The 21,916-nt window shown below is 43.0% G+C and carries 18 protein-coding genes and 1 pseudogene; 9 read left to right on the plus strand and 10 right to left on the minus strand.

What is annotated here, in order from left to right; all coding sequences use genetic code 11:
• Nucleotides 1-6: 6 nt before the first annotated feature.
• Nucleotides 7-216 carry a cold-shock protein gene (locus tag ViNHUV68_RS17145; RefSeq protein ID WP_006960450.1) on the minus strand — a complete coding sequence of 70 codons (210 nt, stop codon included), beginning with the start codon at nt 214-216 and terminating at the stop codon, nt 7-9.
• Between the two features lie 376 nt (nt 217-592).
• On the opposite strand from ViNHUV68_RS17145, the gene ViNHUV68_RS17150 reads away from it, so the two are divergent.
• A complete protein-coding gene (locus ViNHUV68_RS17150) occupies nt 593-799 on the plus strand; it encodes an alternative ribosome-rescue factor A (protein WP_038177362.1) in 207 nt (68 codons plus the stop codon).
• Between the two features lie 65 nt (nt 800-864).
• Here ViNHUV68_RS17150 and ViNHUV68_RS17155 read toward each other — a convergent pair whose 3' ends face one another.
• The gene (locus tag ViNHUV68_RS17155) at nt 865-2,028 is read right to left on the minus strand and encodes a threonine/serine exporter family protein (protein ID WP_391091771.1); all 1,164 of its coding nucleotides are present in this window, start codon (nt 2,026-2,028) and stop codon (nt 865-867) included.
• A gap of 472 nt (nt 2,029-2,500) precedes the next feature.
• Between ViNHUV68_RS17155 and ViNHUV68_RS17160 the strand changes: the two genes are divergently transcribed.
• The 4 genes from ViNHUV68_RS17160 to ViNHUV68_RS17175 all read left to right on the plus strand — a co-directional run bounded on the left by ViNHUV68_RS17160 (nt 2,501) and on the right by ViNHUV68_RS17175 (nt 5,011).
• On the plus strand, nt 2,501-2,857 hold the full coding sequence (locus ViNHUV68_RS17160) for a hypothetical protein (protein WP_038177360.1): 357 nt from the start codon (nt 2,501-2,503) through the stop codon (nt 2,855-2,857).
• 186 nt (nt 2,858-3,043) lie between these two features.
• On the plus strand, nt 3,044-4,210 hold the full coding sequence (locus ViNHUV68_RS17165) for a serine hydrolase (protein WP_391091861.1): 1,167 nt from the start codon (nt 3,044-3,046) through the stop codon (nt 4,208-4,210).
• Nucleotides 4,211-4,378: 168 nt separating this feature from the next.
• A complete protein-coding gene (locus tag ViNHUV68_RS17170; RefSeq protein ID WP_038177359.1) occupies nt 4,379-4,735 on the plus strand; it encodes a helix-turn-helix transcriptional regulator in 357 nt (118 codons plus the stop codon).
• A 60-nt stretch (nt 4,736-4,795) separates the two neighbouring features.
• Entirely contained in the window at nt 4,796-5,011 is a 216-nt protein-coding gene (locus tag ViNHUV68_RS17175; protein WP_391091772.1) for a putative quorum-sensing-regulated virulence factor, read from the plus strand.
• 151 nt (nt 5,012-5,162) lie between these two features.
• Here ViNHUV68_RS17175 and ViNHUV68_RS17180 read toward each other — a convergent pair whose 3' ends face one another.
• Nucleotides 5,163-6,371: an IS256 family transposase gene (locus ViNHUV68_RS17180; RefSeq protein WP_391091773.1), complete on the minus strand. Its 1,209-nt coding sequence runs from the start codon at nt 6,369-6,371 to the stop codon at nt 5,163-5,165.
• 415 nt (nt 6,372-6,786) lie between these two features.
• Here ViNHUV68_RS17180 and ViNHUV68_RS17185 point away from each other — a divergent pair, with 415 nt between their 5' ends.
• The 3 genes from ViNHUV68_RS17185 to ViNHUV68_RS17195 all read left to right on the plus strand — a co-directional run bounded on the left by ViNHUV68_RS17185 (nt 6,787) and on the right by ViNHUV68_RS17195 (nt 14,201).
• A complete protein-coding gene (locus ViNHUV68_RS17185) occupies nt 6,787-7,572 on the plus strand; it encodes a heparin lyase I family protein (RefSeq protein ID WP_391091774.1) in 786 nt (261 codons plus the stop codon).
• Nucleotides 7,573-8,185: 613 nt separating this feature from the next.
• On the plus strand, nt 8,186-12,886 hold the full coding sequence (locus ViNHUV68_RS17190) for a DUF3320 domain-containing protein (RefSeq protein WP_391091775.1): 4,701 nt from the start codon (nt 8,186-8,188) through the stop codon (nt 12,884-12,886).
• A 394-nt stretch (nt 12,887-13,280) separates the two neighbouring features.
• Nucleotides 13,281-14,201, plus strand: coding sequence for a LysR substrate-binding domain-containing protein (locus ViNHUV68_RS17195; RefSeq protein WP_391091776.1), 921 nt, complete (start codon nt 13,281-13,283; stop codon nt 14,199-14,201).
• Nucleotides 14,202-14,272: 71 nt separating this feature from the next.
• Here the strand turns inward: ViNHUV68_RS17195 and ViNHUV68_RS17200 are convergent, their stop codons facing one another.
• The 4 genes and pseudogenes from ViNHUV68_RS17200 to ViNHUV68_RS17215 all read right to left on the minus strand — a co-directional run bounded on the left by ViNHUV68_RS17200 (nt 14,273) and on the right by ViNHUV68_RS17215 (nt 16,603).
• A complete protein-coding gene (locus ViNHUV68_RS17200; protein ID WP_391091777.1) occupies nt 14,273-14,587 on the minus strand; it encodes a hypothetical protein in 315 nt (104 codons plus the stop codon).
• Between the two features lie 574 nt (nt 14,588-15,161).
• Nucleotides 15,162-15,392, minus strand: a pseudogene (locus ViNHUV68_RS17205) (IS110 family transposase); the annotation flags it as partial.
• Nucleotides 15,393-15,474: 82 nt separating this feature from the next.
• Nucleotides 15,475-15,966 carry a VOC family protein gene (locus ViNHUV68_RS17210; RefSeq protein ID WP_038177349.1) on the minus strand — a complete coding sequence of 164 codons (492 nt, stop codon included), beginning with the start codon at nt 15,964-15,966 and terminating at the stop codon, nt 15,475-15,477.
• Nucleotides 15,967-16,264: 298 nt separating this feature from the next.
• A complete protein-coding gene (locus ViNHUV68_RS17215) occupies nt 16,265-16,603 on the minus strand; it encodes a hypothetical protein (RefSeq protein ID WP_038177348.1) in 339 nt (112 codons plus the stop codon).
• A gap of 649 nt (nt 16,604-17,252) precedes the next feature.
• Between ViNHUV68_RS17215 and ViNHUV68_RS17220 the strand changes: the two genes are divergently transcribed.
• Nucleotides 17,253-18,518, plus strand: a complete 1,266-nt coding sequence (locus ViNHUV68_RS17220) for a Rid family hydrolase (RefSeq protein WP_391091778.1) — start codon at nt 17,253-17,255, stop codon at nt 18,516-18,518.
• A gap of 78 nt (nt 18,519-18,596) precedes the next feature.
• Here the strand turns inward: ViNHUV68_RS17220 and proX are convergent, their stop codons facing one another.
• From proX to proV, 3 genes are read right to left on the minus strand one after another with little or no spacing between them, the layout of a single operon-like run.
• Nucleotides 18,597-19,595: a glycine betaine/L-proline ABC transporter substrate-binding protein ProX gene (gene proX, locus ViNHUV68_RS17225; protein WP_038177345.1), complete on the minus strand. Its 999-nt coding sequence runs from the start codon at nt 19,593-19,595 to the stop codon at nt 18,597-18,599.
• The gene (gene proW / locus ViNHUV68_RS17230; RefSeq protein WP_391091779.1) at nt 19,592-20,677 is read right to left on the minus strand and encodes a glycine betaine/L-proline ABC transporter permease ProW; all 1,086 of its coding nucleotides are present in this window, start codon (nt 20,675-20,677) and stop codon (nt 19,592-19,594) included. The genes proX and proW overlap by 4 nt, the downstream gene beginning before the upstream one ends.
• A 4-nt stretch (nt 20,678-20,681) precedes the next feature.
• Entirely contained in the window at nt 20,682-21,869 is a 1,188-nt protein-coding gene (gene proV / locus ViNHUV68_RS17235) for a glycine betaine/L-proline ABC transporter ATP-binding protein ProV (RefSeq protein WP_038177342.1), read from the minus strand.
• Between the last annotated feature and the right edge of the window lie 47 nt (nt 21,870-21,916).

Genomic DNA, 21,916 nt, shown 5'->3' on the forward strand with positions numbered 1-21,916 from the left:
TTAAAATTAAACTAGTTTGATGTTCTCAGCTTGAGGACCTTTTTGACCTTGAGATACAGTGAACTCAACTTTTTGGCCTTCAACTAGGGTACGGAAACCGTCGCCAGTGATTGCAGAGAAGTGTGCGAATACGTCTGGACCGTTTTCTTGTTGAATGAAACCGAAACCTTTAGTTTCGTTGAACCATTTTACTGTACCAGTAACAGTGTTAGACATAGTGTATTTCCTTGATAAATCTTGTAAAAGCCATACGGCATCGATAGCGTGGAAAAGGAGATTGCTAATGCGCACGACGTTACGACAGATATACAAGTAATCTAACGGAACGGCGAATATAAACAAGAACCGTTTTCTAGCTGCCAACCAGTCTAATGCGAAGTGCAACTAAGTCAATAAAAATAAGGAGTAATGTTTGGGTTTAAGCGGTGTTTTCATTAGAAATTTGCGCTAGGTAGGGTTTCGAAAATATTACTGATTTAGGTATAATTAGTGTAACATTCGTTTGGCTGGTGACTTAGGTAAGCAAGCTAACCTTTAGTGAGTATAAACGCAACAATCACCAGTTGTTTGTAAACAACAATGTGGAGGCTTTATGGCAAAGCGAAAACAACGATTTACCGTTGATAATAACGCTACAGAGGTAGAGTTTGGACGGGGTCAAATCAAAGACAATGCGCTCAAAGCAATCGTCACGAGCTGCCTGTTTAAGGCGAAAGTTGAAAAAGCGAAAAAAGGCAAAGGAAGCTTTCAACGCAACATGAAACATAAGGGCAGAGAGCCCTATTCAAAAGTGGCTTAATGAGCATCGTTTGAATAGGGCTTTTTATATGGCAAGTCAGTAATATCGTTGAGAGTGTGTTGGCTTTAACGCTCAATCTGAGGCGAATAGATCGAATACGCGGTAATTTGACCTGCGACAATGGCGGAGAACATAAACAGAGCCGAAAGACCAATGCTCGGTATCGGTAAAATCGATTGTTCAAACACCGATTGGCCTGCGCTGACTAACACGCGGCTGCCGGGAACTAAGATAATGATCCCTTGAACAATGTAAATTGACCCCGTTAACGCCATTTTTTTTGCCACCCAGGTGCCATACAAGGTAATGAGTACGGTTGTAACCCAAGTGCCAACGACCCAGCCACTTTCGAAGCCAAGATATAACGGCCCCCACATGCCAAGCGCTGCGACTGGTAAACCGAGCAGAATATCTTTTGGCCGAGCATTAAAGATCACACCCAATGAAATTGAAATCAAAAGTAGACCAAATACATGCAGCCACATCGGCACTTCATTAACGTATTTTAATGACTCCGCTTGCCCCCATATTGCCTCACCAATATTTAGTCCCATAACAATGCCGACAAACAGTTTTATCAGCGTTAGGGCACTTTGTCCGAGTAAGCTAGTGCCAGAGACGAGATCATTAAATGCTAAACACTCTAGTGAGTTGGCGATCGACAATCCGGGAACAAACAATACGATGGCGGCTATGCACAGAGCCCAAACTGGAATAGCGAGGCCAGTGCTGGAAAAGAATGCGACCAATATACCAGTCAAAAGGGCGGCTAAAAATTCTGCAGCAATAGAGCGTCGCGCTCGGCATACTTGTTGAGTTAGCCACACCACAAACCCAAGCAAAGCGGCGAAGTAAATCGCGTCGATAGTACTGCCGACTAACATCAAATATGCGGGTGGAATCCCCATATTCGCCAGCGCGATGACCCATTTAGGATAACCAATCGGTTCGGGGACGGGTTCACTACTGGGTTGATTAATACGAATAATAGTGTTGGCAAGCAAACTCAAATTGATTGAGGCTGGCTGATGGCGCTTCATCACTACGGCATTGTTGTCATCTGGAAACTGGTAATTAACCGTGGTTGGTGTCGCTTGGATCATGACATCAACACCGTGTTTACGGGCATAGAACTGGGTATATTTTTCAAGTTTGTACGGGGCGCAACCACTGCGATGCAAGGTGTCGCCTATCTCTACAATCTTGTTAATTCGAAACTCGGAAGGCATGAGTGTTCATAGGTAATATTGGGTGGCGCAAAAGTAGCAAACCGTCTTAGTTGATACGAGGCGCAAAGCGTCGAACAGTGGTTAACTTCACACTATATTTTTTTGTGCAGTCAGGATGAGTTGTTACGTGCAGCGTAAACTTAGTTTTTGATTTGGCATGTGACGATCGTTTAACGTTAATCATTATGTGCTCTGTCACATATCATAAAATATTTTCAGATGTTTCAAATGTTATTTAACTGTAACATTTATCGCACTTCATTAATGGCTGTTACTACGGGTTAAGGTAGAGTAAGAGTTGAACGATATTAGATATTTAACATCTTATTTACACGGTGTTAAAGGTCACTTTTTGGTTAATAATTGGACAATAAATAGTGCTTGTGTTTCGTCAATAAACAGCGAAACTACATGTAATATGAGATTGCAAAAATGGAATTGAGCTTTTTTCGACATAAAAGCGAGGCCGATTATGAAACTATTTATTCTATTTATTATTTCGATCACTGCAGGTATCGCTTCTGCTGAACACCTCCATTCATTTTTGTTGGGTTTGTACATCTCAACCCTAGCGGTCGGGTGTTGTTACTGGCTAGCGTTTCGTAGCAGCCGTTTCCCACAGTTAGCTCTGTTGCTGCTGATCAGCGGTTTTTTGGCTAAGATTGTGATCACAGTGGCAGGAGTGAGTTGGGGTATGTCACAGCAGTTAATCAGTTCTCCGTTTGTGTTTGCTCTTTCGTACCTGTTCTTTTCTATCGTCGCAACTTACTTTTGGTTTACTCATCGCGAGAAGTTGATGGCAAAACAACAGACGCTGAAAGTTGCCTAAACCTATTCAGTCTTGATATCAAGCCAGTGCTTAGCGCTGGCTTTTTTGTATCTACTAGCGTGACTTTGAGCTATTTCTGATAAAGCAGGTTGAATAGTAACGATTAGTTTCAAAGTGGCTGAAACTCTGCGCCGCTTGTCTATACTGTGTGAGTTTATCAACACTTATAGTGAGACGTTGCACATCATGATTATGCGTTTACTTCAATCTTCAGCGCTCTTTACCACCCTTTCCATATCATTTGGTGCGATTGCCGCACCAACGGTTATTCCCGATCCTCCAGCTCTTGGCGCCAAGGGATATATCTTAATCGATTATCATACTGGTGCTGTGTTAGTCGAGAACAACGCAGATACCAAACTCAACCCTGCAAGCTTGACCAAGCTAATGACGGCGTATGTCGCTGGGCAAGAGGTCAACCGTGGCAATATTTCACTCGATGACCAAGTGCGCATCAGCCGCAATGCATGGGCAAAGAATTTTCCAGACTCATCAAAGATGTTTATTGAAGTGGCTACCGACGTCAAACTGATGGACCTCTATCGCGGTTTGATTGTTCAGTCAGGAAATGATGCCAGCGTGGCTATTGCCGAACACGTAGCGGGCAGTGAGGATGCGTTTGCCAGTTTAATGAACAGTTGGGCACAAACTTTAGGCTTGAAAAACAGTGCGTTTACCAATCCTCATGGCCTAGACAGTGAAGGGCTTTACTCTACACCTCGTGATATTGCCATACTAAGCCAAGCCATTATCCGCGACTTACCAGACATTTACCCCTTGTATAGCGAAACGGCATACACCTATAACGGCATCACTCAGTACAACCGAAATGGTTTATTACGCGATCGAAGCCTTAATGTCGATGGGATGAAAACCGGCTATACCAGTGGGGCAGGGTATAGTTTGGCGACATCAGCCACCAGTGGCGACATGCGCTTAATTTCGGTGGTCATGGGATCAAGCAGCACTCAAAGTCGTGAGTCTGAAAGTAAGCAATTGCTGAGCTACGGCTTTCGCTTTTTTGATACGGTTGCGCCTTCTCGTGTCGATGACACTTTAGCCGAGGCTCGAGTGTGGATGGGTAAGGTTGATAATCTCCCTGTTGGCATCAGCCAGCCAGTATTGCTGACACTTGCAAAAGGGGACAGTAACAAGCTAACGGCTGAGCTAGAGTACTCAAATGATCTTATTGCTCCGATAAGTAAAGGTGACATTGTTGGCAGCGTTATTTACCGTCTAGAGGATGAGCAAGTTGCTCGCGTTGATTTGGTGGCGCAACAAACGGTTGAAGAAGGTGGTCTGTTTAAAAAAATAGTCGATTGGTTTAAGCGGTTAATGTTGAGTTGGTTCTAAATAATCACGATCAGACGGATACATTAGGTAGCTTTTTTGGCGCTTCTTTTACCTAGCCAGCGCGAAAGGACAGTTTCAACACGGTTATGACTTTCATTAACCCAGCGCTGACAATCTTGACGACAAAACACCGACAATTCACCCAACAAATTAGAGTGGGGGAAGATCGTGGAGTTTACTGATAAAGACAGAGAAGCTTTGTATCAGTCTTGGATGTCACAAAAGTCAAAAATGCGTCTAACACAGATGGAGTTTGCTAAAAAGCTTGGCATGAGTCAGCTTGCCTTTTCGCAATTATTACGTGGTGAAAAACCACTGACAATGTCGTTTGTCAGCCAGTTTTGTCGTTTATTGCGCTTGGAACCTCATAATGTGTTTCCGTCATTGAAAGAAGATTTAGCCAATGGACCTAAAGTAATTTACCTGCAAAGCAGAATGAGTGTTGATGGCGATATCCAAAATGCTTACATTGAAGGAAATCAAATCGTGGTGGAGTACGCTCATACTGTGACGCCTCAGCCTTAGTTGTTGTCTTTGGCTTGAAAAGTGTAAACTGTCACGACCGAATCCACAGAGTAAAGCCTGATGTTAGAAAAAGAAAACCTGATAAAACTGGCTCGTATGCCGATGCCATTTGGTAAATATGCTGGGCGGGCATTGATTGATCTACCAGAAGAGTATTTGTTGTGGTTCGATAAGAAAGGCTTTCCCGACGGCGAGTTGGGTAAACTGCTGCAGCTCTGTTTAGCACTCAAAATTGAGGGGTTAGATAGCGTGGTTAAGCCTTTAAAGCGAATGTAACCACCCCAGTACTCCTAATTAAAACCAAAAGATTTACTATGAATTGCGATATCAATGCATTGAGACACCACCAATTGGTCGAAGATGGTCAACTAGAAGGGTGTTACATTCATCAGCCGACCCTGTAAATAATTCTGTGTAACTGTCGGGGTTACATGTATTGAGTGAGTCGGTCTTCGAACATAATCATAAAGCGGTTTAGAGCTTGTCGCCAGTTTCTGATCGGCATCGTCCATTTCTTGGAAGCATCTCGGATAGCCAGGTAGATCACCTTTCTAGCTGATTCATCCGTTGGGAAGAGCTTGCGCTTCTTAATCGCTTTTCTAATAACGCTGTTGGGGGATTCAATGGCGTTAGTCGTGTAAATGGCTCGGCGAATATCCTCTGGGTAGTTAAACAGGGTGTTGAGGTTGTCCCAATGCGCCGTCCAAGAGCGACTGATTTGAGGATACTTACTATCCCATCGGTCAGAGAACTGCGCTAGAGCCAGCAGAGCCTCATCTTCTGTGGCTGATTGGTAGATTTTCTTCAGGTCAGTCGCCACCGCTTTATAGTCTTTCCAAGGGACGTACTTGACCGAGTTTCGCACCATGTGGACGATACAGAGCTGTATTTGCGTCTCTGGGAACGCAGTGTTGATGGCGTCAGGAAAGCCTTTTAGCCCGTCAACGCAAGCGATAAGGATGTCTTTTACCCCACGGTTTTGAAGCTCAGTCAGCACGTTAAGCCAGAATTTGGCACCTTCCGTTTCAGAGAGCCACATGCCGAGCAGCTCCTTTTGGCCTTCCATGTTGACGCCTAACGCAAGATAGACCGCTTTGTTGATGACTTGCTTGTCTTGACGCACCTTAACCACGATGCAATCGAGATAGACGATAGGGTAAATTTCGTCGAGAGGTCGCGACTGCCATTCAATCACTTGCTCAAGCACCGAGTCCGTTACTTTTGATATCAGCGTTGGCGAGACATCGGCATCATACATTTCCTTGAACGTTGCGACGATTTCACGTGTGGTCATGCCTTTCGCGTACAAGCTCAATATCTTGTCGTCCATGGATTGGAATCGAGTTTGGTGCTTGCGGACGAGTTGAGGTTCAAAGCTGGCTTCACGGTCGCGGGGAACGTCGATATCGATTTCTCCATCATCGGTGATGATTGACTTGCCCGAGTAGCCATTGCGGGAGTTGGAGCTGGTTCTAGATTGGTGTTTTTGATATCCAAGGTGCTCATCGAGTTCAACGTTTAACGCCGTTTCAACGGTCACCTTGGTTAACATTTTGTGGAAGTCATCAAGATCAGATTCTGTCTTAATTGACTTTGCTGCTTCACGAGCAAAAGCTTCGAGTGCTTTCTTATCCATATTGTCCATCCTTAGCCTTTAAGGCTTAAGTTTAGACAGTTACACAGAATTCAGGACACTCTCTAATTTGGTCAACAACTTGCCGTGTAACCTTGCAATGGCCTTTTGAACACATGAGTTACTCTATTCCTTGCTTTAAGTTAATGTGCATACGTAACAAACGTGTAATTTGAACTACTTTTCCTCATATAACTAATTATGAAAAGGTTTTAACCAACTACACCTGTTTATAACGTCGCAGCACGCTCGCCTGTCACGAGCGGAATCGTAGAACAACTCCAATTCTTGTATCTTAGTTGGAAGTAGCTTTACTTTATGATGACGCTTGGCGCTTGAATTAAGCGCTCTTAAAGATCATTTGCATATTCACTGCTATATTTATTTACTGATTTTATAAATGGAATTAAGGGTATATATGACATTTATGCAAAAAGTGAGCACCTCCATAATCGCTTCGGTTTCACTTATAGGTTGCTCTTCAGTAAATACGATAGAGCGTGGCAATTTTGGAGATTTCCAACGTTCGTTAAATAATAAATCTCACGGATATACACTGGTCGAAGATCCTTTACTTGAAAGTGGTTCTCAAGCCTTGGTTGAAAGGTTCGAAGTTCGATATGGCGATTGTGCTTCTAACCAAGATTGGAATGATTGTAAGAAAGACAGAGAGAGAAGCGAACTTAGTGAGAGAAGAAAGGCAACTCATAATGGAGACCAGTATTGGTATGGCTGGCAAATTTATTTCCCAGACAATTATACTAATATTTACCCGACTAAAGTAGCACTTGGTCAGTTTCATCAGGAAAACTCTTATCCAGTCTGGATGTTTCAAAACGCTGATGGCGGTTACTTTCTAGATGATCAAGTATGGGGAGGAACTCGTAAGCTGTATCCCTTGATATCAGAGGATGATTTAAGAGGTAAATGGCACAAAATAGAGTTAGACGTAAAATGGTCACGAGATGATAACGGTTGGTTCCGAGTCTGGGTAAATGGTGAACAGAAGGTTGATTATTCCGGACAGACAATGGAAGCTAATGCAGTCTATTTTAAATATGGGATATATCGCTCATTTTTAGAACGCTATAGAATTAGATACTCAAAGACGATGAAACCTACAAAAGACGATATCGTACCAACACAAACTATTTTTTATAAAAACGTATCTAGGGCAAGTAGGCGAGAAGATTTGCTGCACTAAAAGGTATATGACCTCAGATGTATCAGTTTATCCTGACCTATGGTTATCACAGCGAGATCATAAGACGGTTTGAGACTATAAAAACAAACGGACTGTTAGAGAAGGACATACAAGGCTATTATATGGGAACCATAGGGGCGAGAACTCGCCCCCATTTTTTATTTAGCGAAAGAGCAAACTTAGCTTCTTTGCTCAACAATCGCATAGTAGGCATCTTATTTCTATCAATCTTCGAGCCAGTCAGGATCTTATCTGTACCACTTAGACTCGACACTTCATTAAACGATTTTTGATACCTAAACTAATTCATTAATTACTAATTTAGCAAAGTAAGTGACACACTTCTGTCCCTTTATCACTTAGAGTAGATACTCTTCACTAAACAAGTACGATTATATTGACCAACGTTTTCTAATGTTAGAATCTCATATGCAGATAGTTTTTGTGACGGTCACACAGAGAGTAAAACTTAGGTTAACTAAAAAATTAAGTACCCAAAGGTAAGCGCTCTATGTCTGGAAGGATTTCAAAAACAGTATCAGTTATTAAGCTGTAGTGTAGCTGACTTTTGGGGATAAAGTACGGTTAACAAAATATAAGGTTTAACAGCAACATGAACTCGAATCTTAAAGATATTTTTGATAAAAGCCGTCAAGAACTCCTTGATATGGGTCTTAGAGGAAATACATTACTTAATGTCGGCAAGGGAGCCAAAATTCTAGACATTGTTGACGAAAAGTCCGAGCAAGTGTTTCAACATTTGGTTGAAGACTCAAAGACAATGTCATTTCTTCCAGCTCCTGATTCTCTAGAGAAAGAGGATAGCAATTCGATATCTTTAACTGATTTGACAGCTCATCTTGAAGAAACAAATGGTGATAAAAGGCACGCTGATAACGCTCTGCAAACTCAGTTATTTAGAAAATCACTCGATACTCGCCTACTAAAGCTGAGCACGGAAGCTACGACCTTTGTCCAAGAACAGGGTGTTGATCTACTTTATCTTGCTCTTGGTTTCGTTAAGTGGTTTGAAGACGCTAATTCTGACAAACCGAGACATGCTCCCTTAGTACTTATCCCTGTCGAAATTTTCCGAGCTGATGCGGGTGATGCATATAAAATTCGCTACACAGAATCAGAACTAGGAACAAACCTTACCCTTGCGGCTAAGCTTAAAATGGAGTTCGGTATTGTCTTACCTGACTTTGAAGAAGGAGAAGAGGGTTATGATTTCCAAGGATACTTAAATTCAGTTGCGAATGCTATTTCAGGAGAAAAGCGTTGGTCGGTAGAAAGCAATAAAATAGTATTAAGTTTCTTCTCTTTTGGTAAGTTTCAGATGTATCAGGACTTATCAGATGAAGTGTGGCCCGAAGGTAAAAAACCATCGGAAAATAGCTTAATTAAAAAGCTGTTTACGGAAGGTTTTGAACGTGATGCAACTTTGCTCGATTCAACACCAATGGATGTCAACCGTGTTGAAGAAGTTCAACTGGTTTTAGATTCGGACTCAAGCCAAACAGAAGCCGTATTAGCGGCAAAGTCGGGGGCTAATCTTGTTATTCAAGGTCCTCCTGGTACAGGTAAATCACAAACTATTACAAACATCATCTCTCAGGCTTTAGCTGATAATAAGAAAGTGCTGTTTGTTGCTGAAAAAATGGCAGCACTTGATGTTGTTAAACGACGACTGGATAACTGCCATATTGGTGATTCAGTATTAGAGTTACACTCCCACAAGGCGAACAAGAAATCAGTACTTTCTTCATTAGAAAGTACACTTATGCAGCACGCTCCTGTCACTCCAGAGAGAAGTGACGATATAGGCCGCTTAGTGTTTCTTCGTAATAAGTTGGATGATTACTGTCTATCGGTGAATGAAAGTATTGCCAATTCCGAAGTGAGTTATCATGATGCTCTAGGTTATAGTTCACAGTTTGAGCGAATCGTTACTGACGCTTCAATCGATTTGGATGAGCTACCAAGTACCGACTTTGATTTAAATGTCTGGGATAAGAGTTATTACTTATCTGTCCTGGCGAAGATAATTGAGACTGTTGACTATTTAAGTGAGCACGATGCGCCAAGCCTTAATCTGTTTTCATCAACCACTCTCAAAGATTATTCGCCGTCTGATGATAAAGTGGCTCAAAAGCTAGTCTCTGAATTAGAAGAAACACAGCAAGAAATTATTAACCAGATTAAAGGCCTTCATACCTGCGCTGGTTATATTTCACCTATCTTTAATTACACAGACTGTATCTCGGTTTTAGAGGGGCTTTCTCTTATTGCAGATAGACCCGAGCTTGAGAGCGTTGATGCGAATTCTTCTGCGTGGGAGTCTAAAGGTGATACGATACTCGAGTTCGCTCTTCAAGGTGCAACTCTACAAGATCAAAAGGCAGAGTTATCAGGGTACTTTGTCGATAATGCTTTAGATTACGATTGGATGCCTGTCCGTGGCTCATTGCTGACGACTGGTCAGAAATGGTGGCGATTCTTATCAGGTGACTATCGAAGAGCAAAAAGTACTTATGCTGGTATGTGTAAGAATGGACTTGCTGGCGGTGTAAATGAATGGATTGAAAGAATTGATACCGTATTAGAGTATCGCTCAACTCAAAAGCGCTTCATCGATTCTGCACAACTAGCAATAGATACTATCGGTAGTCATTTTAAAAATGAGAGTACTGACTGGATCGCGATCTTAAAACCGCTTCAATGGGTTCACCAGTGCCATTCAGGAATTAAGTCTGGCTCACTCGATGCGAGTGCTGCGCAGTACTTAGACCCTTCAAAGGAAATTGGATTTACCGCAACAGAGCTTAACCATGTAAAAGAGTTAATCAGTAAGCGTGAAGGTATGCTGAGCGAATTAGCTTCATTACTTCAGCTAGATCTGACGAACTTTACTGACTGTTGTGACTCTTTATCTATTGATGATGTTGAGTTGTTGGGGAAAGATATTCAAAAATTTTACCCTCTAACTCGCTTTAACCGCTTAGGAGCTGAGTTAGACCGAATCGGACTTTCAAAATGGAAACAGGAGGCATTTACTTGGGCTAATGTGCCAACACTTTTCCGTGACTGCTTCAAATATACGTTTTATCGCTCACTTGTTGAATATCAGTATGATTCAAAAGATGAAATCCGTTATTTCGATCGAGTTGAGCATGAAAAACAGATTGAGCAGTTTAGCTTCATAGACGGGCGACTGTTCCACTTTGCTCAAGAGTCATTGGTTAAGCAGCTCTACGATAATTTACCCAACCCATCAGCAAGAGGTGAAGTTGAAACTTTAAGACGTGAGTTCAATAAGAAGCGCCGTCAAATGCCAATCAGACGACTGCTTAATAAATCAGGTCGTGTGATCCAGCAGATCAAGCCCGTATTTATGATGAGTCCAATGTCGATAGCGACTTATTTAGAGCCAGGTGTGGTTGATTTCGATTTGGTAATCTTCGATGAAGCCTCACAGGTTAAAGTCGCTGATGCACTTGGGGCTATTATGCGTGGTAAGCAGGTTATCGTGGTTGGTGATACCAAGCAGATGCCGCCAACAAGTTTCTTCGGCAAACAATTAATCTTAGATGATGAAGACGCAGAAGAAAGCCTCACTGCCGATATGGAAAGTATTCTGGGCATGTTCTTAGCGTCAGGTACACCAGAAAAGATGCTCAAATGGCATTACCGTAGCCGTCATGAGTCATTGATTGCAGTGTCTAACCAAGAGTTTTATGACAATAAGCTGATGATTTTCCCTTCGTCGGGCATTAACCCTCATGCGAAAGGTTTGAGTTTTAACTACTTGCCGAATACTACATACGATCGTGGTGGCTCTCGAAGTAACGTGGGAGAGGCGACAGAGGTTGCAGAAGCTGTAATTAAACATGCTAAGACAGCGCCAAATCAAACACTAGGTGTTGTTGCATTCAGTACAGCTCAGCGGGATGCAATCCTTTTGGAAATTGAACGACTAAGAAAAGCGAACCCAGATCTTGAGGACTTCTTTGGAGAGCATGAGGAAGGGGAAGATTTCTTTGTTAAGAACCTTGAAAACGTGCAGGGTGACGAGCGTGACACCATCTATATCAGTATCGGCTATGGTAAGACGAACGAAGGTCGCTTGCCAATGAGTTTCGGTCCACTAAACAGTGATGGCGGTGAACGAAGACTCAATGTTCTTATCTCACGTGCTCGTATGTGCATGGAGGTATTTAGTAACTTCAAAGGTGATGAGATGCCAACGACTGAGGCATCTCCGTTTGGTGTTCGAGCGCTGAAGAACTTCTTACATTATGCTGAAACAGGTGATCTCGTTAAGCGCGAAGAGACAGGCAAAGCACCTGATTCACCTTTTGAAGAGGACGTTATTTCTTCCATTCGCTCTCTAGGTTATCAAGTTCAACCACAAGTAGGTTGTGCAGGTTTCTATATTGATATTGCAGTGAGAGATCCAAATAAACCTGGTCGCTATATGCTTGCAGTAGAGTGCGATGGCGCGACATACCACAGTTCAAAGAGCGCACGAGATAGAGATCGTATTCGTCAGAGTGTCCTTGAAGGACTTGGTTGGCGGTTTCACCGCATTTGGAGTACTGATTGGTTCCGCAGCCGTCATAAAGAAACGGAAAGGTTAAATGATGCTATCAAGTCAGCTATTGCTTATTATGAAGCCTATGATTCAGAGCCTATTGTTGAAGATACTGTAAAATCAAAGCCAAAAGCGGCGATTGAAAGGGTAGAAGTTGAACATCAGGCATCTGCTGCCGTTTACCAAGCTTTCCCTAAAGAGCAGTTATACCTTGGATCTGGCGATACGATCCCAGAAGTAAGCACGACAGCCCTAGCTGAGGATATTCTCAAAATTGTAGAGCTTGAATCTCCAATTCACGTCAAACATCTAACTATTCGTCTTTTGTCTGCGGTGGGTAGCTCACGAAGTGGTGCGCGGATAAATCGCTCGGTTCTAGATGGTATCGGTTTACTCAATCGCCAAGGTAAAGTTGAATTAGACGGTGAATTCATTATTGCTAAAAGCCAAGGTGAAATTACGATTCGTAATCGAGTTGAACTCCCTTCAAACGAGCGCAAGTATGATTTTATCTATGATGGTGAAATCGCAAAAGCCGCAATAGAGACTGTTAAGGATACTTTCTCTATATCTAGCGATGACCTAGTTAAGTCGATTACGGAAGTACTCGGTTTCTCTAGTACAAGTAAAGCGATGAAAGATAGAACAGAAACAATACTGTCTAAGCAAGTTCAGTTAGGTTATTTGGAAATAAAGGGCGACATCTACCGAATTTCATAGTTTAGCTTGGTGAATAGAACTATTTAGACTGGCGCCGAGTTAATTGATTTTCCCATACATGTGGTTATTCATGTTTTGCTTATTTAGATAAAGCACTGAAACAATTTTGTCCAAGAGTTTGCTGATGTAAATTGTACTAATGCATTGCCACCTAACGAATGATACGTTATCGCCAAGCAGTCAAAAGCGTGCCTAGTGCTCGCTTTTTGGGTTTGATTTCTGGCAGAACGATACCTTCGTTTATAGGGAATAACCATAAGATTATTATTTGCCTTTAGAGCGTTTTTGAAATGATAGACGCCATAGCGAGGAACATAGAAATTCGGAAATCATAGGCTGGTTTTGTTTCTCACAATAAGTACACTGTTGGTTTCGTGATGATATAGGTGGTGAAATGGATTTAGCGAGTAGATTAAATTTGTTGCTAGAGGTTTCACGAACGGGCTCATTTGCCAAGGCGGCTGAAAGGCTCAATATCGACCGCTCAGTGCTGTCGAAGCAAATTAAGCAGCTCGAAGAGCATCTGGGTGTGAAGCTAATCAATCGTACTACGCGTTCAATGTCTTTAACTAGTGTTGGGAAAAGTGTTGTCGAACAAGCAGAGAAGGTGACGCAAGTATTAGAAGATACAGTAAGTATCGCGCAATCTTATCACAATGAACCCTCAGGTCATTTGCGAGTTTCAAGCTCTGTCGTGTTTGGCAGAACCTACTTGCAAAAAGCGGTCGAGTGTTTTTTGCAACGGTTCCCGAAAGCAACAATCGAGCTACTACTTAACGATGATTTAGTGGATGTAGTGAGCGAAGGATTTGACCTCGTTTTTCGCATTGGGCCAATGCGAGACTCTTCGATGATCGCGCGACATCTTGCTGAGAACAAAACCGCACTGGTTGCTACTAAAGAGTTTGTCGAGACACATGGAATGCCAAGAACGCCCGAGGAGTTGGCCGAGTTGCCTGGTGTCATTTATGCGAACAAAAACTTTGTTGTCGATAAATTGCAGTTTGTTGACGGTGAGTCGGGGCAGTCGACCGTTTACCCGATAAAGTACAATTATCGAGTCAATGAAGCCGAAATGATACTCGCCAGTGTTAAAACTTCAATGGGCTATGCTCAGCTACCTCAGTTCATAATTACTGAAGACATGGAAGAGTTAGGACTGGTTCAATTGTTATCTGAATATACGCTTGCTTCGTTCGGTGATATCCATGTTATGTACTTACATAGAAAGCAATCTGTACTCGCAACATCATTCATTGACATTGTCAAAGAAGAGATTGGTTCGCCGCCTGTTTGGGAGCAGAACTTTCGATAAAATCGCCTTCGTCTAAAAGCAAAAGCCCGAAAGATTCGAGCTTTTTGAGTTGGATATTTCAGTGATTTAACTTAGAAAGCCGACAGGAAACGTTGCTCGCGAACTTCTACACCATTTTTGTCTTCGATTTCGAAAGTAAAAGTACGACCGTTATCTTGTAGATTGGCTGCCATGAAGGTGCCTTTCTCGCCAGTGGTGTAGTAGCGGGTACCGTTACCTTTTACCTTTACTGTTACATTGCTTGCAGGCTTGCCATTTTCATAAACAGTCACAACTGCTTGGTTTTGGAATGTAGTGATGCTAATTGAATGTTTTTCTGTTGGCATAGCAAAAGCCATTGATGAAGATAGTGCCGCAATTAATAGTGTTGTAATCGTTGTTTTCATAACCTTATTCCTTTGAATGCTGTTTACTTTAGAGCCACTGCTCTTGGTACAGGAGAGATTATGTATGAAATCATTCATGTGATAAATATCACATTATTCATTTCATTGTTGCCTAAATATCTATAATAAGAATCTACGTTAAACGGCACAAATTCTTGAGTAGTTCAGAAATCAATAACTAGTCAGTGAGATTTAGCAATTGAGCAGGAGGCTGTTAACAACAGAACCAAGGGCAACCGAGTTTTCGATCTCAAAAAGTGTCGCATTGTTGTACGCTACTGCACCGACTGATTCACAAAATTGCTTAACGAGAGGAATAAGGCAAGAGAGGTAGACTACCCTTTTGTTTTTATGTGCTGACCATTACCAATGGTTGGAAGCCAGATTTTGTTTTCCCTGTGCCTGTCTGACCTAGCAATACGCAAGTATCAAATTGATTGCCCTTGATGAGGTAACTAATATTGTCGAACGTTTTAACGTCTATTAAATTGTCAAACTCGGTAACGTTTGTTGCTTCAGTCAACAACGATTTATACAGGTTTTCAGCCTTGTTCATAGCTTTAAGTAGATCCTTATCCACTAGCGACTGGAATAAGCCTTTCATACTGGCGTGTCCCTTTGGTGAACTAATCCTGAACTCTAGATGGATAGAGCCGATTCTGTTCATACAAGCGGTGGGTTCTCTAATATATCCGCTGCGTACATTTCGAATGGTAGAAACTACTTGAGCTGATTCGGTCTTTGCTGAAGAGAATCTCATTTTTGGTCGCGAGGCTGCCTCTGCAATAGCGTCAGCATCGATGAATTATTTAGACAGTAGAACAACAATGCCCACGAGATCAAATATCTAGTGGGCATTGATAATCTTTACTTAGCGAGTGAAAGAATTACTCGTAATCAGAAGCGTAAGTGTCTTCGTAAGAGTGCGAGTAGAACTCAAATAGGTTACCAAACGGGTCTTCTAGGTAAACCATTTGTGCTTGCTTAGAATCATCTTCTGGGTGGTAACGGTGAATATCCATGCGCACTTTACCGCCAAACTCTTCTACGCGTTTGATTGCTGACTCAAATTGCTCTTTTGGTAGTTGTAGACAGAAGTGGAAGATACCTAGGCGAGAGAAGTCAACGTTGTGACGCTCTTCACGGTCAACCATTTCGAACAGCTCAACACCAATACCATCTGTTGTTACTAAGTGAGCAATGTTGAAGCCTTTAAAGCCTTCACCAAATACTGCAATACACATACGACCGATTGCAGATTCGCGCTCTTCGATTACTTTAGTGTTGTTCATAACAACGCGAAGACCTAGCGCTTTAGTGTAGAATTCTACAGCTTTGTCCATATCGCCAACCATGATACCAACGTGATTCATTTTCATAACTTTCTCCAAAAACTGATTTGATTATTTGTTTCGTGTCTTGTGTCGATGTGGAAAAGTATAAGGATCAATTAACCGTAAGAAAAATTATGATTGTTTATAAAAATAATAACTAAAATTTATCGCGTATCTTTATAGAATAGAAGTTCGTTTTTGACGAAACTGTGTGGGTTCATTTTTGTCCAAGGATGTGCCTGTGTGAACACCGCTAGCAAGTCTCTGCCCCTTTTAATAATCGAAACGCTTGCGGATGATCGGTTAGCGCTAAGTCGTCACTCTCAACAATATTGAATAATGTTCAATCCATTCGGGTAATAAAGGTTTGCTCGTCATCCACAAAAGCCACAAAGCCGCCGTGATAGATAAACACCCGACCACGCCCCTCAACTAGACAGGCAAGCTGTGGGTTCAAATCTTCTTCGTTATCCTGGCTTTGAAAAGTGCCAGTGTCGGTGATGACGCCGCTGAGTGTAGGCAAATATCCATAAGTGCGCTTGGCTTGATCAATCAGGCTCAATTCACTGGTGCTAGAGAAGTAAGCGGGAATAGACCCAGCTTCTTCAATAAATAGAGGTTTCAGTTCTTCAAAGGCGGTAATTACCAGCCAGTCAATGCCGTTTACATGATGGATAAACATAGATGCTCTCGATAATTGTGATGTGAAGATTTTATCACTATCAAGAAAAAACGTAGTAGAAATTTAGTTGCTAAGGGCGGTAATTCTGTGTGACTTCTGGACATTCACTAGGCCAACTAGAAACACGTTTTTATCCAATAGTGAGTTACAGCATTAAATGAGACTCCCGTAGGAATTTTTTTGCTCCGAAAATAAGTCCGTTGTCTGTTATCTACACATTAACAAATTGTCATGGCTGTTCGCATTAGTTTGCAATATTGTTGATGATCAAGGCTTTATGCAGTTATCACGGCTTAACAAGCAGTGCGATAAGACCAATCACCTCAAAATCCGCTTGACGATGTGAGCTTGATATCAAAACTGAATCAAAGTCAGGCACTGCGACTAAGAAAAATGCCGGGTTAAATTCAATTTGTGGGGATGTTTAGTGACATCAGCCTGTTGCGATTTATGATTCGCTGATCACCAGCGGATATTTAGTCGTTCAGTGACTAATTATCCGTACCATCTAGCCAACGTCGCTGCATTTTTAATTTGAGTTTTATCACACTCACGTCCAATCCTATCTCTTACTATGGCACCACTTATCCCAATAACCCTACTAAAGACAAAGTTATATTGTCTTAAAAATTTAAGGATACCTATCTCAATGAGTGGCGAAATTATCAAAGTATCAAGAAATACTGAGCAGGCACCGATCAATGCGCTATCAAGCCAGAGTGTTGCATTTTCTCACTACAACAATATTTCTGCTCAACTACCCTTAGACCCGCAATCTGGTGAAATAGTCGTGGGTGATGTCCGAGATCAAGCCAAACAGTGTCTGAATAATATCAAAGCGATTGTCGAGAGCATTGGCCATGTGATGGATGATGTGGTCAAAATTAATGTCTTTGTTAAAAGCATGACCGATTTAGCGGCAGTAAATGAAGTCTATAACACTTATTTTGATACTCAGTTACCAACACGCACTGTGGTTGAAGTTGCAGCACTGCCACATGGTGACGCTCTAATTCAAATGGACGCGCTCATCTCGAATGGTGAAGGAACCAAGCCGCAAGCCCCGTGTGATTTAATTAAACTATCAAGAAATAGTGATAGTGCACCTGTTAGCCAGTGGTCAACTCAAACGGTTGCCTTCTCTCACTACAATAATATTGGTGCTCAGCTACCTATCTGTCCGACTACTGGCAAAATCGTTGACGGTGGAATTAAAGCGCAAACAGCCCAATGTCTGCGAAATATTAAGACCATTATGGAGAGCATTGATGTACCGTTTGACGACATTGTCAAAGCGAACATTTATCTAACCGACTTGGCCGACTTAGAAGCCGTTAACCAGGTTTACACGACCTTCTTCCCGGACTCTTCCATTGCACGCACAGTGGGTTATATGCCAGCTCGTTCGGTGAGCAAAGCGAATGGCTTGCCGATGGGAGCGTTGGTGCAAATTGATGCTGCTATCTCTCATGGTGACGGCACGCCGCCTCAAGAAATCGAGGACCGACACGGCATTGTGATTCGCACCAACAACACGGTTGATGCACCAATTTGCCCGCTTTCGACGCAAACTGTCGCTTTTTCTCACTACAACCACCTTACTGCGCAATTGCCAGTGAAAACCCATGGTGGTGCCTTGGTAGAGGGTGGGGTAACAGAGCAAGCTAAACAGTGTCTCAACAACATCAAAGCGATTGTTGAAAGCATCAGTCATAACATGGACGACATCGTTAAGATCAACATCCAATTGACGGATGTGGCAGACTTGGCTGCGATTGATACTATATACGCGGGCTTTTTTAGCGGTGATTTACCAGCAAGAACCGTCATTGGTGTCTCAGACATTCCATTAGGCGCTGCTGTTCAGATTGATGCCGTGGTGTCTAATGGTGAAGGCACGCCACCAACGCATTAATTTGTTGACTCTTTGTCGTGTAAAATAATAAGGGAGCGCTAATGAGCGCTCCCTTTCGATGTTATGTATTACTGAGCTTTATAGTGCAGCTTGTTTGGCTTCTTTCACCCACGAATCAAATAGCTGTTGGTTTGCTTTAATCCAACCATTGACGTGCGCTTCGATATCAGAAGAACTATTCTTACCTTGGCTCATCATCATGTTTTGTGCACTGACATCATTAATATTCAGCTTCATGATTTCGAACAGTTTGGCCGCGGCTGGGTTGTTTTGAGTAAACTCTTTATTAGCAACGATACGCATAGAGTTCATTTCAAAACCGTAGTTCTTGCCATTGGCCAGCGTGGTATCGACGTTTTTACGTTCGCCCGGTAGTGCAGAAAATGGCACTTCAAGCCAAACAACATCTTCTCCAGGGACAAGTACGCCACTCACCCAATATGGTGTCCATGTGTAGTATAAAATCGAATCGCCTTTGTTATAACGCGAAATCGTATCGGCGATGATCGCGGCATAATTACCTTGATTGTGGCTTACGGTGTCGCGCAGTTCAAACGCATTCAATTGTTCTTCGATAACCAGCTCACAACCCCAGCCCGGGTTACAACCGGTTAAATCTGCTTTACCGTCGCCATTAGCATCAAACAGTTTGGCAATTTTAGGATCTTTCAGCTGGCCGATGTTGGTAATGCCGTATTTGTCTGCGGTCTTCTTATCGATTAAGTAACCTTGCGCAGCGCCACTGACATACTGGCCTTGACGTGAAAACTTGTCATCACCACCCGACATGGTGTATTTGTCGGCATGCAGTGGGAACCAACCTACCGCAAGAAAAGTGGCATCACCTTTAGCAATTGAGGTGTAGCCAACGTTGTAGTCGACTTCTTTGGTTGGTTGAACTTCATAGCCGAGCTCTTCTAAAGCTCGATTTACAATTAGAGTTTGAAACGTCTCTTCAGCAACGGATGATTGCACAGGTTGAACCGTTACCCCAGCGCCCGGCAATTCATTTGCCGTTACGCTTGTTGCTAGTGTGAGTGCACTGATTGTCAGTGTTGTCTTCCATGAGTTGTTCATTTAGTTTTCTCCTTAAGTGTAACTTGAGGTTCATTCTGATTAGTGAGTAATTTGATGACGAATGAAACTGGACCTGTGTGGTACCAACGAAGCTTGGTGTTACCTGCATTTGCGCCTAGCTCTTGGGTAATACGGTCAAGTAGGATGGCAAGAATGACAATGCCTAAACCACCGACGGCAGCAAGTCCCATATCTAGGCGGCCAATACCGCGCAATACCATTTGTCCAAGCCCGCCAACAGCGATCATTGACGCGATAACTACCATTGATAGCGACAGCATCAAGGTTTGGTTCACGCCAGCCATGATGGTCGGCAGTGCGAGTGGTAACTGAATGCGATACAACATCTGTTTACTGCTAGCACCAAAAGAGTGGCCCGCTTCAATCAGTTCTTCTGGCACTTGTTGGATGCCTAAGATGGTCAATCGCACCACGGGTGGCAGGGCGAAAATAATCGTTACGACCACCCCAGGAACATTACCGATACCAAATAGCATCACAATCGGTACTAAGTAGACAAACGCTGGGGTTGTTTGCATTGCGTCGAGTATTGGTCTGATAATCTTAGCGGCGGTATGACTACGAGCGAGCCATATACCGAGTGGCAAGCCTATCAATAGGCAGAAAAACACCGAAGTCATTACCAGCGAGAGGGTGGTCATTGCTTGTGACCAAGCGCCAATTAGGCCGATAAAAACCAGTGATACGAACGTTGCGACGCCAAGTCGTAGGTTCGAAAACTGCCAAGCTAAAAGAAATAAAAATACCAACATAAATGGCGCTGGTGTCGAGACCAGTGCCGTCTCAAATGATGTCAGAATGAAGTCGATCGGCACACGAATTGCCTGAAACACTGGTCGACCGTGGTCAACTAACCAGTTCAAACCAGACTCAACCCAAGTGTCTAACGGCAGTACGGCGTCTTGGAACGGATTCATGATATCGAATGGGGTTTGTTCAACCGTCTCGCTAGTTAACCAATCGTTAGTTGGTGCGTTACTGGTTGACGCTTGTCCCCAAGGGTCGCTTTGTTGCGTGGTAGTTTGCGACCATGGGTCATTGTTTGTTTGCTCTGATGACATGGCGCTAATCCTTATCTAACGTTTGCAATAATCGTGATTTGGTTACGACACCGAAGTAAGTACCTTGCTCGTCGACAACAGGAACGGAGTAGGGAACGCCTGCAACGGTACCTAGAATGTCATTAATTGATTGGGTTGGTTCGAGTGTAATGCCATCATCGAGCTGCGCACTGGTTAGAGAGCGATTCTCTTTGTGCGCGGCGCGCAGAGAGTCAACTGACACGATGCCCGAATAGCGACTGCTGCGATCAACAACAATGCCGTATTCACGATCATTATCCATCAATATCTGCATCGCCGAAGCTGGACCATCGTGCTCAGACTTTTTGAATACAGCGGCCGGGTTCTTGCGAGCAATGTCTTTCGCGGTAAGGATACTGGCGACGTTAACGCCACGGAAAAACGCGGCCACGTAGTCGTTGGCAGGTTGGTTTAAAATCTCATCAGGTGTGCCGACTTGTACCACGTCGCCATCTTGCATAATCGCAATGCGATCACCAATACGCATCGCTTCGTCGAGATCGTGGGAAATAAAGACGATGGTACGTTTATCATCGTTTTGTAGACGGATCAGCTCATCTTGCATTTCCGTGCGGATCAGAGGGTCAAGCGCTGAAAACGCCTCGTCCATTAATAAGATATCTGGGTCACAAGCCAGGGCACGTGCTAAGCCGACACGCTGCTTCATACCGCCAGACAGCTCGTCTGGAAACACGTCGCAATAAGCATCAAGGCCTACGCGTTCAAGTGCCTCAAACGCCGATTTTTTGCGCACATCCGTTTCTATGCCGGCAAGCTCTAAACCAAACGCTGCGTTCTCGATTACCGTCATATGTGGCATTAGGGCAAAGTTTTGAAATACCATCGAAATATTATTGCGGCGCACTTCGCGTAGCTCATCATCAGTGATGTGGGCAATATCTTTACCTTTGAATAATACGTTGCCTTTAGTGGGTTCGATGAGACGATTGAGTAGACGGACTAGAGTCGATTTGCCTGAACCAGAAAGGCCCATAATGACGAAGATTTCACCTTCATTGATGCTGAGCGAGACGTCATTAACACCTATGGTTAATCCTGTTTTCTCAAACACTGCATCTTTGTCCGCGCCTTTTTCGATCATATCGAAAGCGCGTTGTGTGTCTTCTCCAAACACTTTATACAGTCCCTTAACTTCCAGTATGGGATCCATGATTTTTCCTTTGTTAGGTAATGTATCAGTATAAAATCACTTAGAAC

It is taken from the genome of Vibrio sp. NH-UV-68 (genome assembly GCF_042940635.1).
GTDB classification, from domain to species: Bacteria; Pseudomonadota; Gammaproteobacteria; order Enterobacterales; family Vibrionaceae; genus Vibrio; species Vibrio pacinii.

Coding starts and splice junctions, on each gene's coding strand:
- ViNHUV68_RS17145 (WP_006960450.1), bottom strand. CDS start 216: ATGTCTAACACTGTTACTGGTACAGTAAAATGGTTCAACGAAACTAAA.
- ViNHUV68_RS17150 (WP_038177362.1), top strand. CDS start 593: ATGGCAAAGCGAAAACAACGATTTACCGTTGATAATAACGCTACAGAG.
- ViNHUV68_RS17155 (WP_391091771.1), bottom strand. CDS start 2,028: ATGCCTTCCGAGTTTCGAATTAACAAGATTGTAGAGATAGGCGACACC.
- ViNHUV68_RS17160 (WP_038177360.1), top strand. CDS start 2,501: ATGAAACTATTTATTCTATTTATTATTTCGATCACTGCAGGTATCGCT.
- ViNHUV68_RS17165 (WP_391091861.1), top strand. CDS start 3,044: ATGATTATGCGTTTACTTCAATCTTCAGCGCTCTTTACCACCCTTTCC.
- ViNHUV68_RS17175 (WP_391091772.1), top strand. CDS start 4,796: ATGTTAGAAAAAGAAAACCTGATAAAACTGGCTCGTATGCCGATGCCA.
- ViNHUV68_RS17180 (WP_391091773.1), bottom strand. CDS start 6,371: ATGGATAAGAAAGCACTCGAAGCTTTTGCTCGTGAAGCAGCAAAGTCA.
- ViNHUV68_RS17185 (WP_391091774.1), top strand. CDS start 6,787: ATGACATTTATGCAAAAAGTGAGCACCTCCATAATCGCTTCGGTTTCA.
- ViNHUV68_RS17190 (WP_391091775.1), top strand. CDS start 8,186: ATGAACTCGAATCTTAAAGATATTTTTGATAAAAGCCGTCAAGAACTC.
- ViNHUV68_RS17195 (WP_391091776.1), top strand. CDS start 13,281: ATGGATTTAGCGAGTAGATTAAATTTGTTGCTAGAGGTTTCACGAACG.
- ViNHUV68_RS17200 (WP_391091777.1), bottom strand. CDS start 14,587: ATGAAAACAACGATTACAACACTATTAATTGCGGCACTATCTTCATCA.
- ViNHUV68_RS17210 (WP_038177349.1), bottom strand. CDS start 15,966: ATGAAAATGAATCACGTTGGTATCATGGTTGGCGATATGGACAAAGCT.
- ViNHUV68_RS17215 (WP_038177348.1), bottom strand. CDS start 16,603: ATGTTTATCCATCATGTAAACGGCATTGACTGGCTGGTAATTACCGCC.
- ViNHUV68_RS17220 (WP_391091778.1), top strand. CDS start 17,253: ATGAGTGGCGAAATTATCAAAGTATCAAGAAATACTGAGCAGGCACCG.
- proX (WP_038177345.1), bottom strand. CDS start 19,595: ATGAACAACTCATGGAAGACAACACTGACAATCAGTGCACTCACACTA.
- proW (WP_391091779.1), bottom strand. CDS start 20,677: ATGTCATCAGAGCAAACAAACAATGACCCATGGTCGCAAACTACCACG.
- proV (WP_038177342.1), bottom strand. CDS start 21,869: ATGGATCCCATACTGGAAGTTAAGGGACTGTATAAAGTGTTTGGAGAA.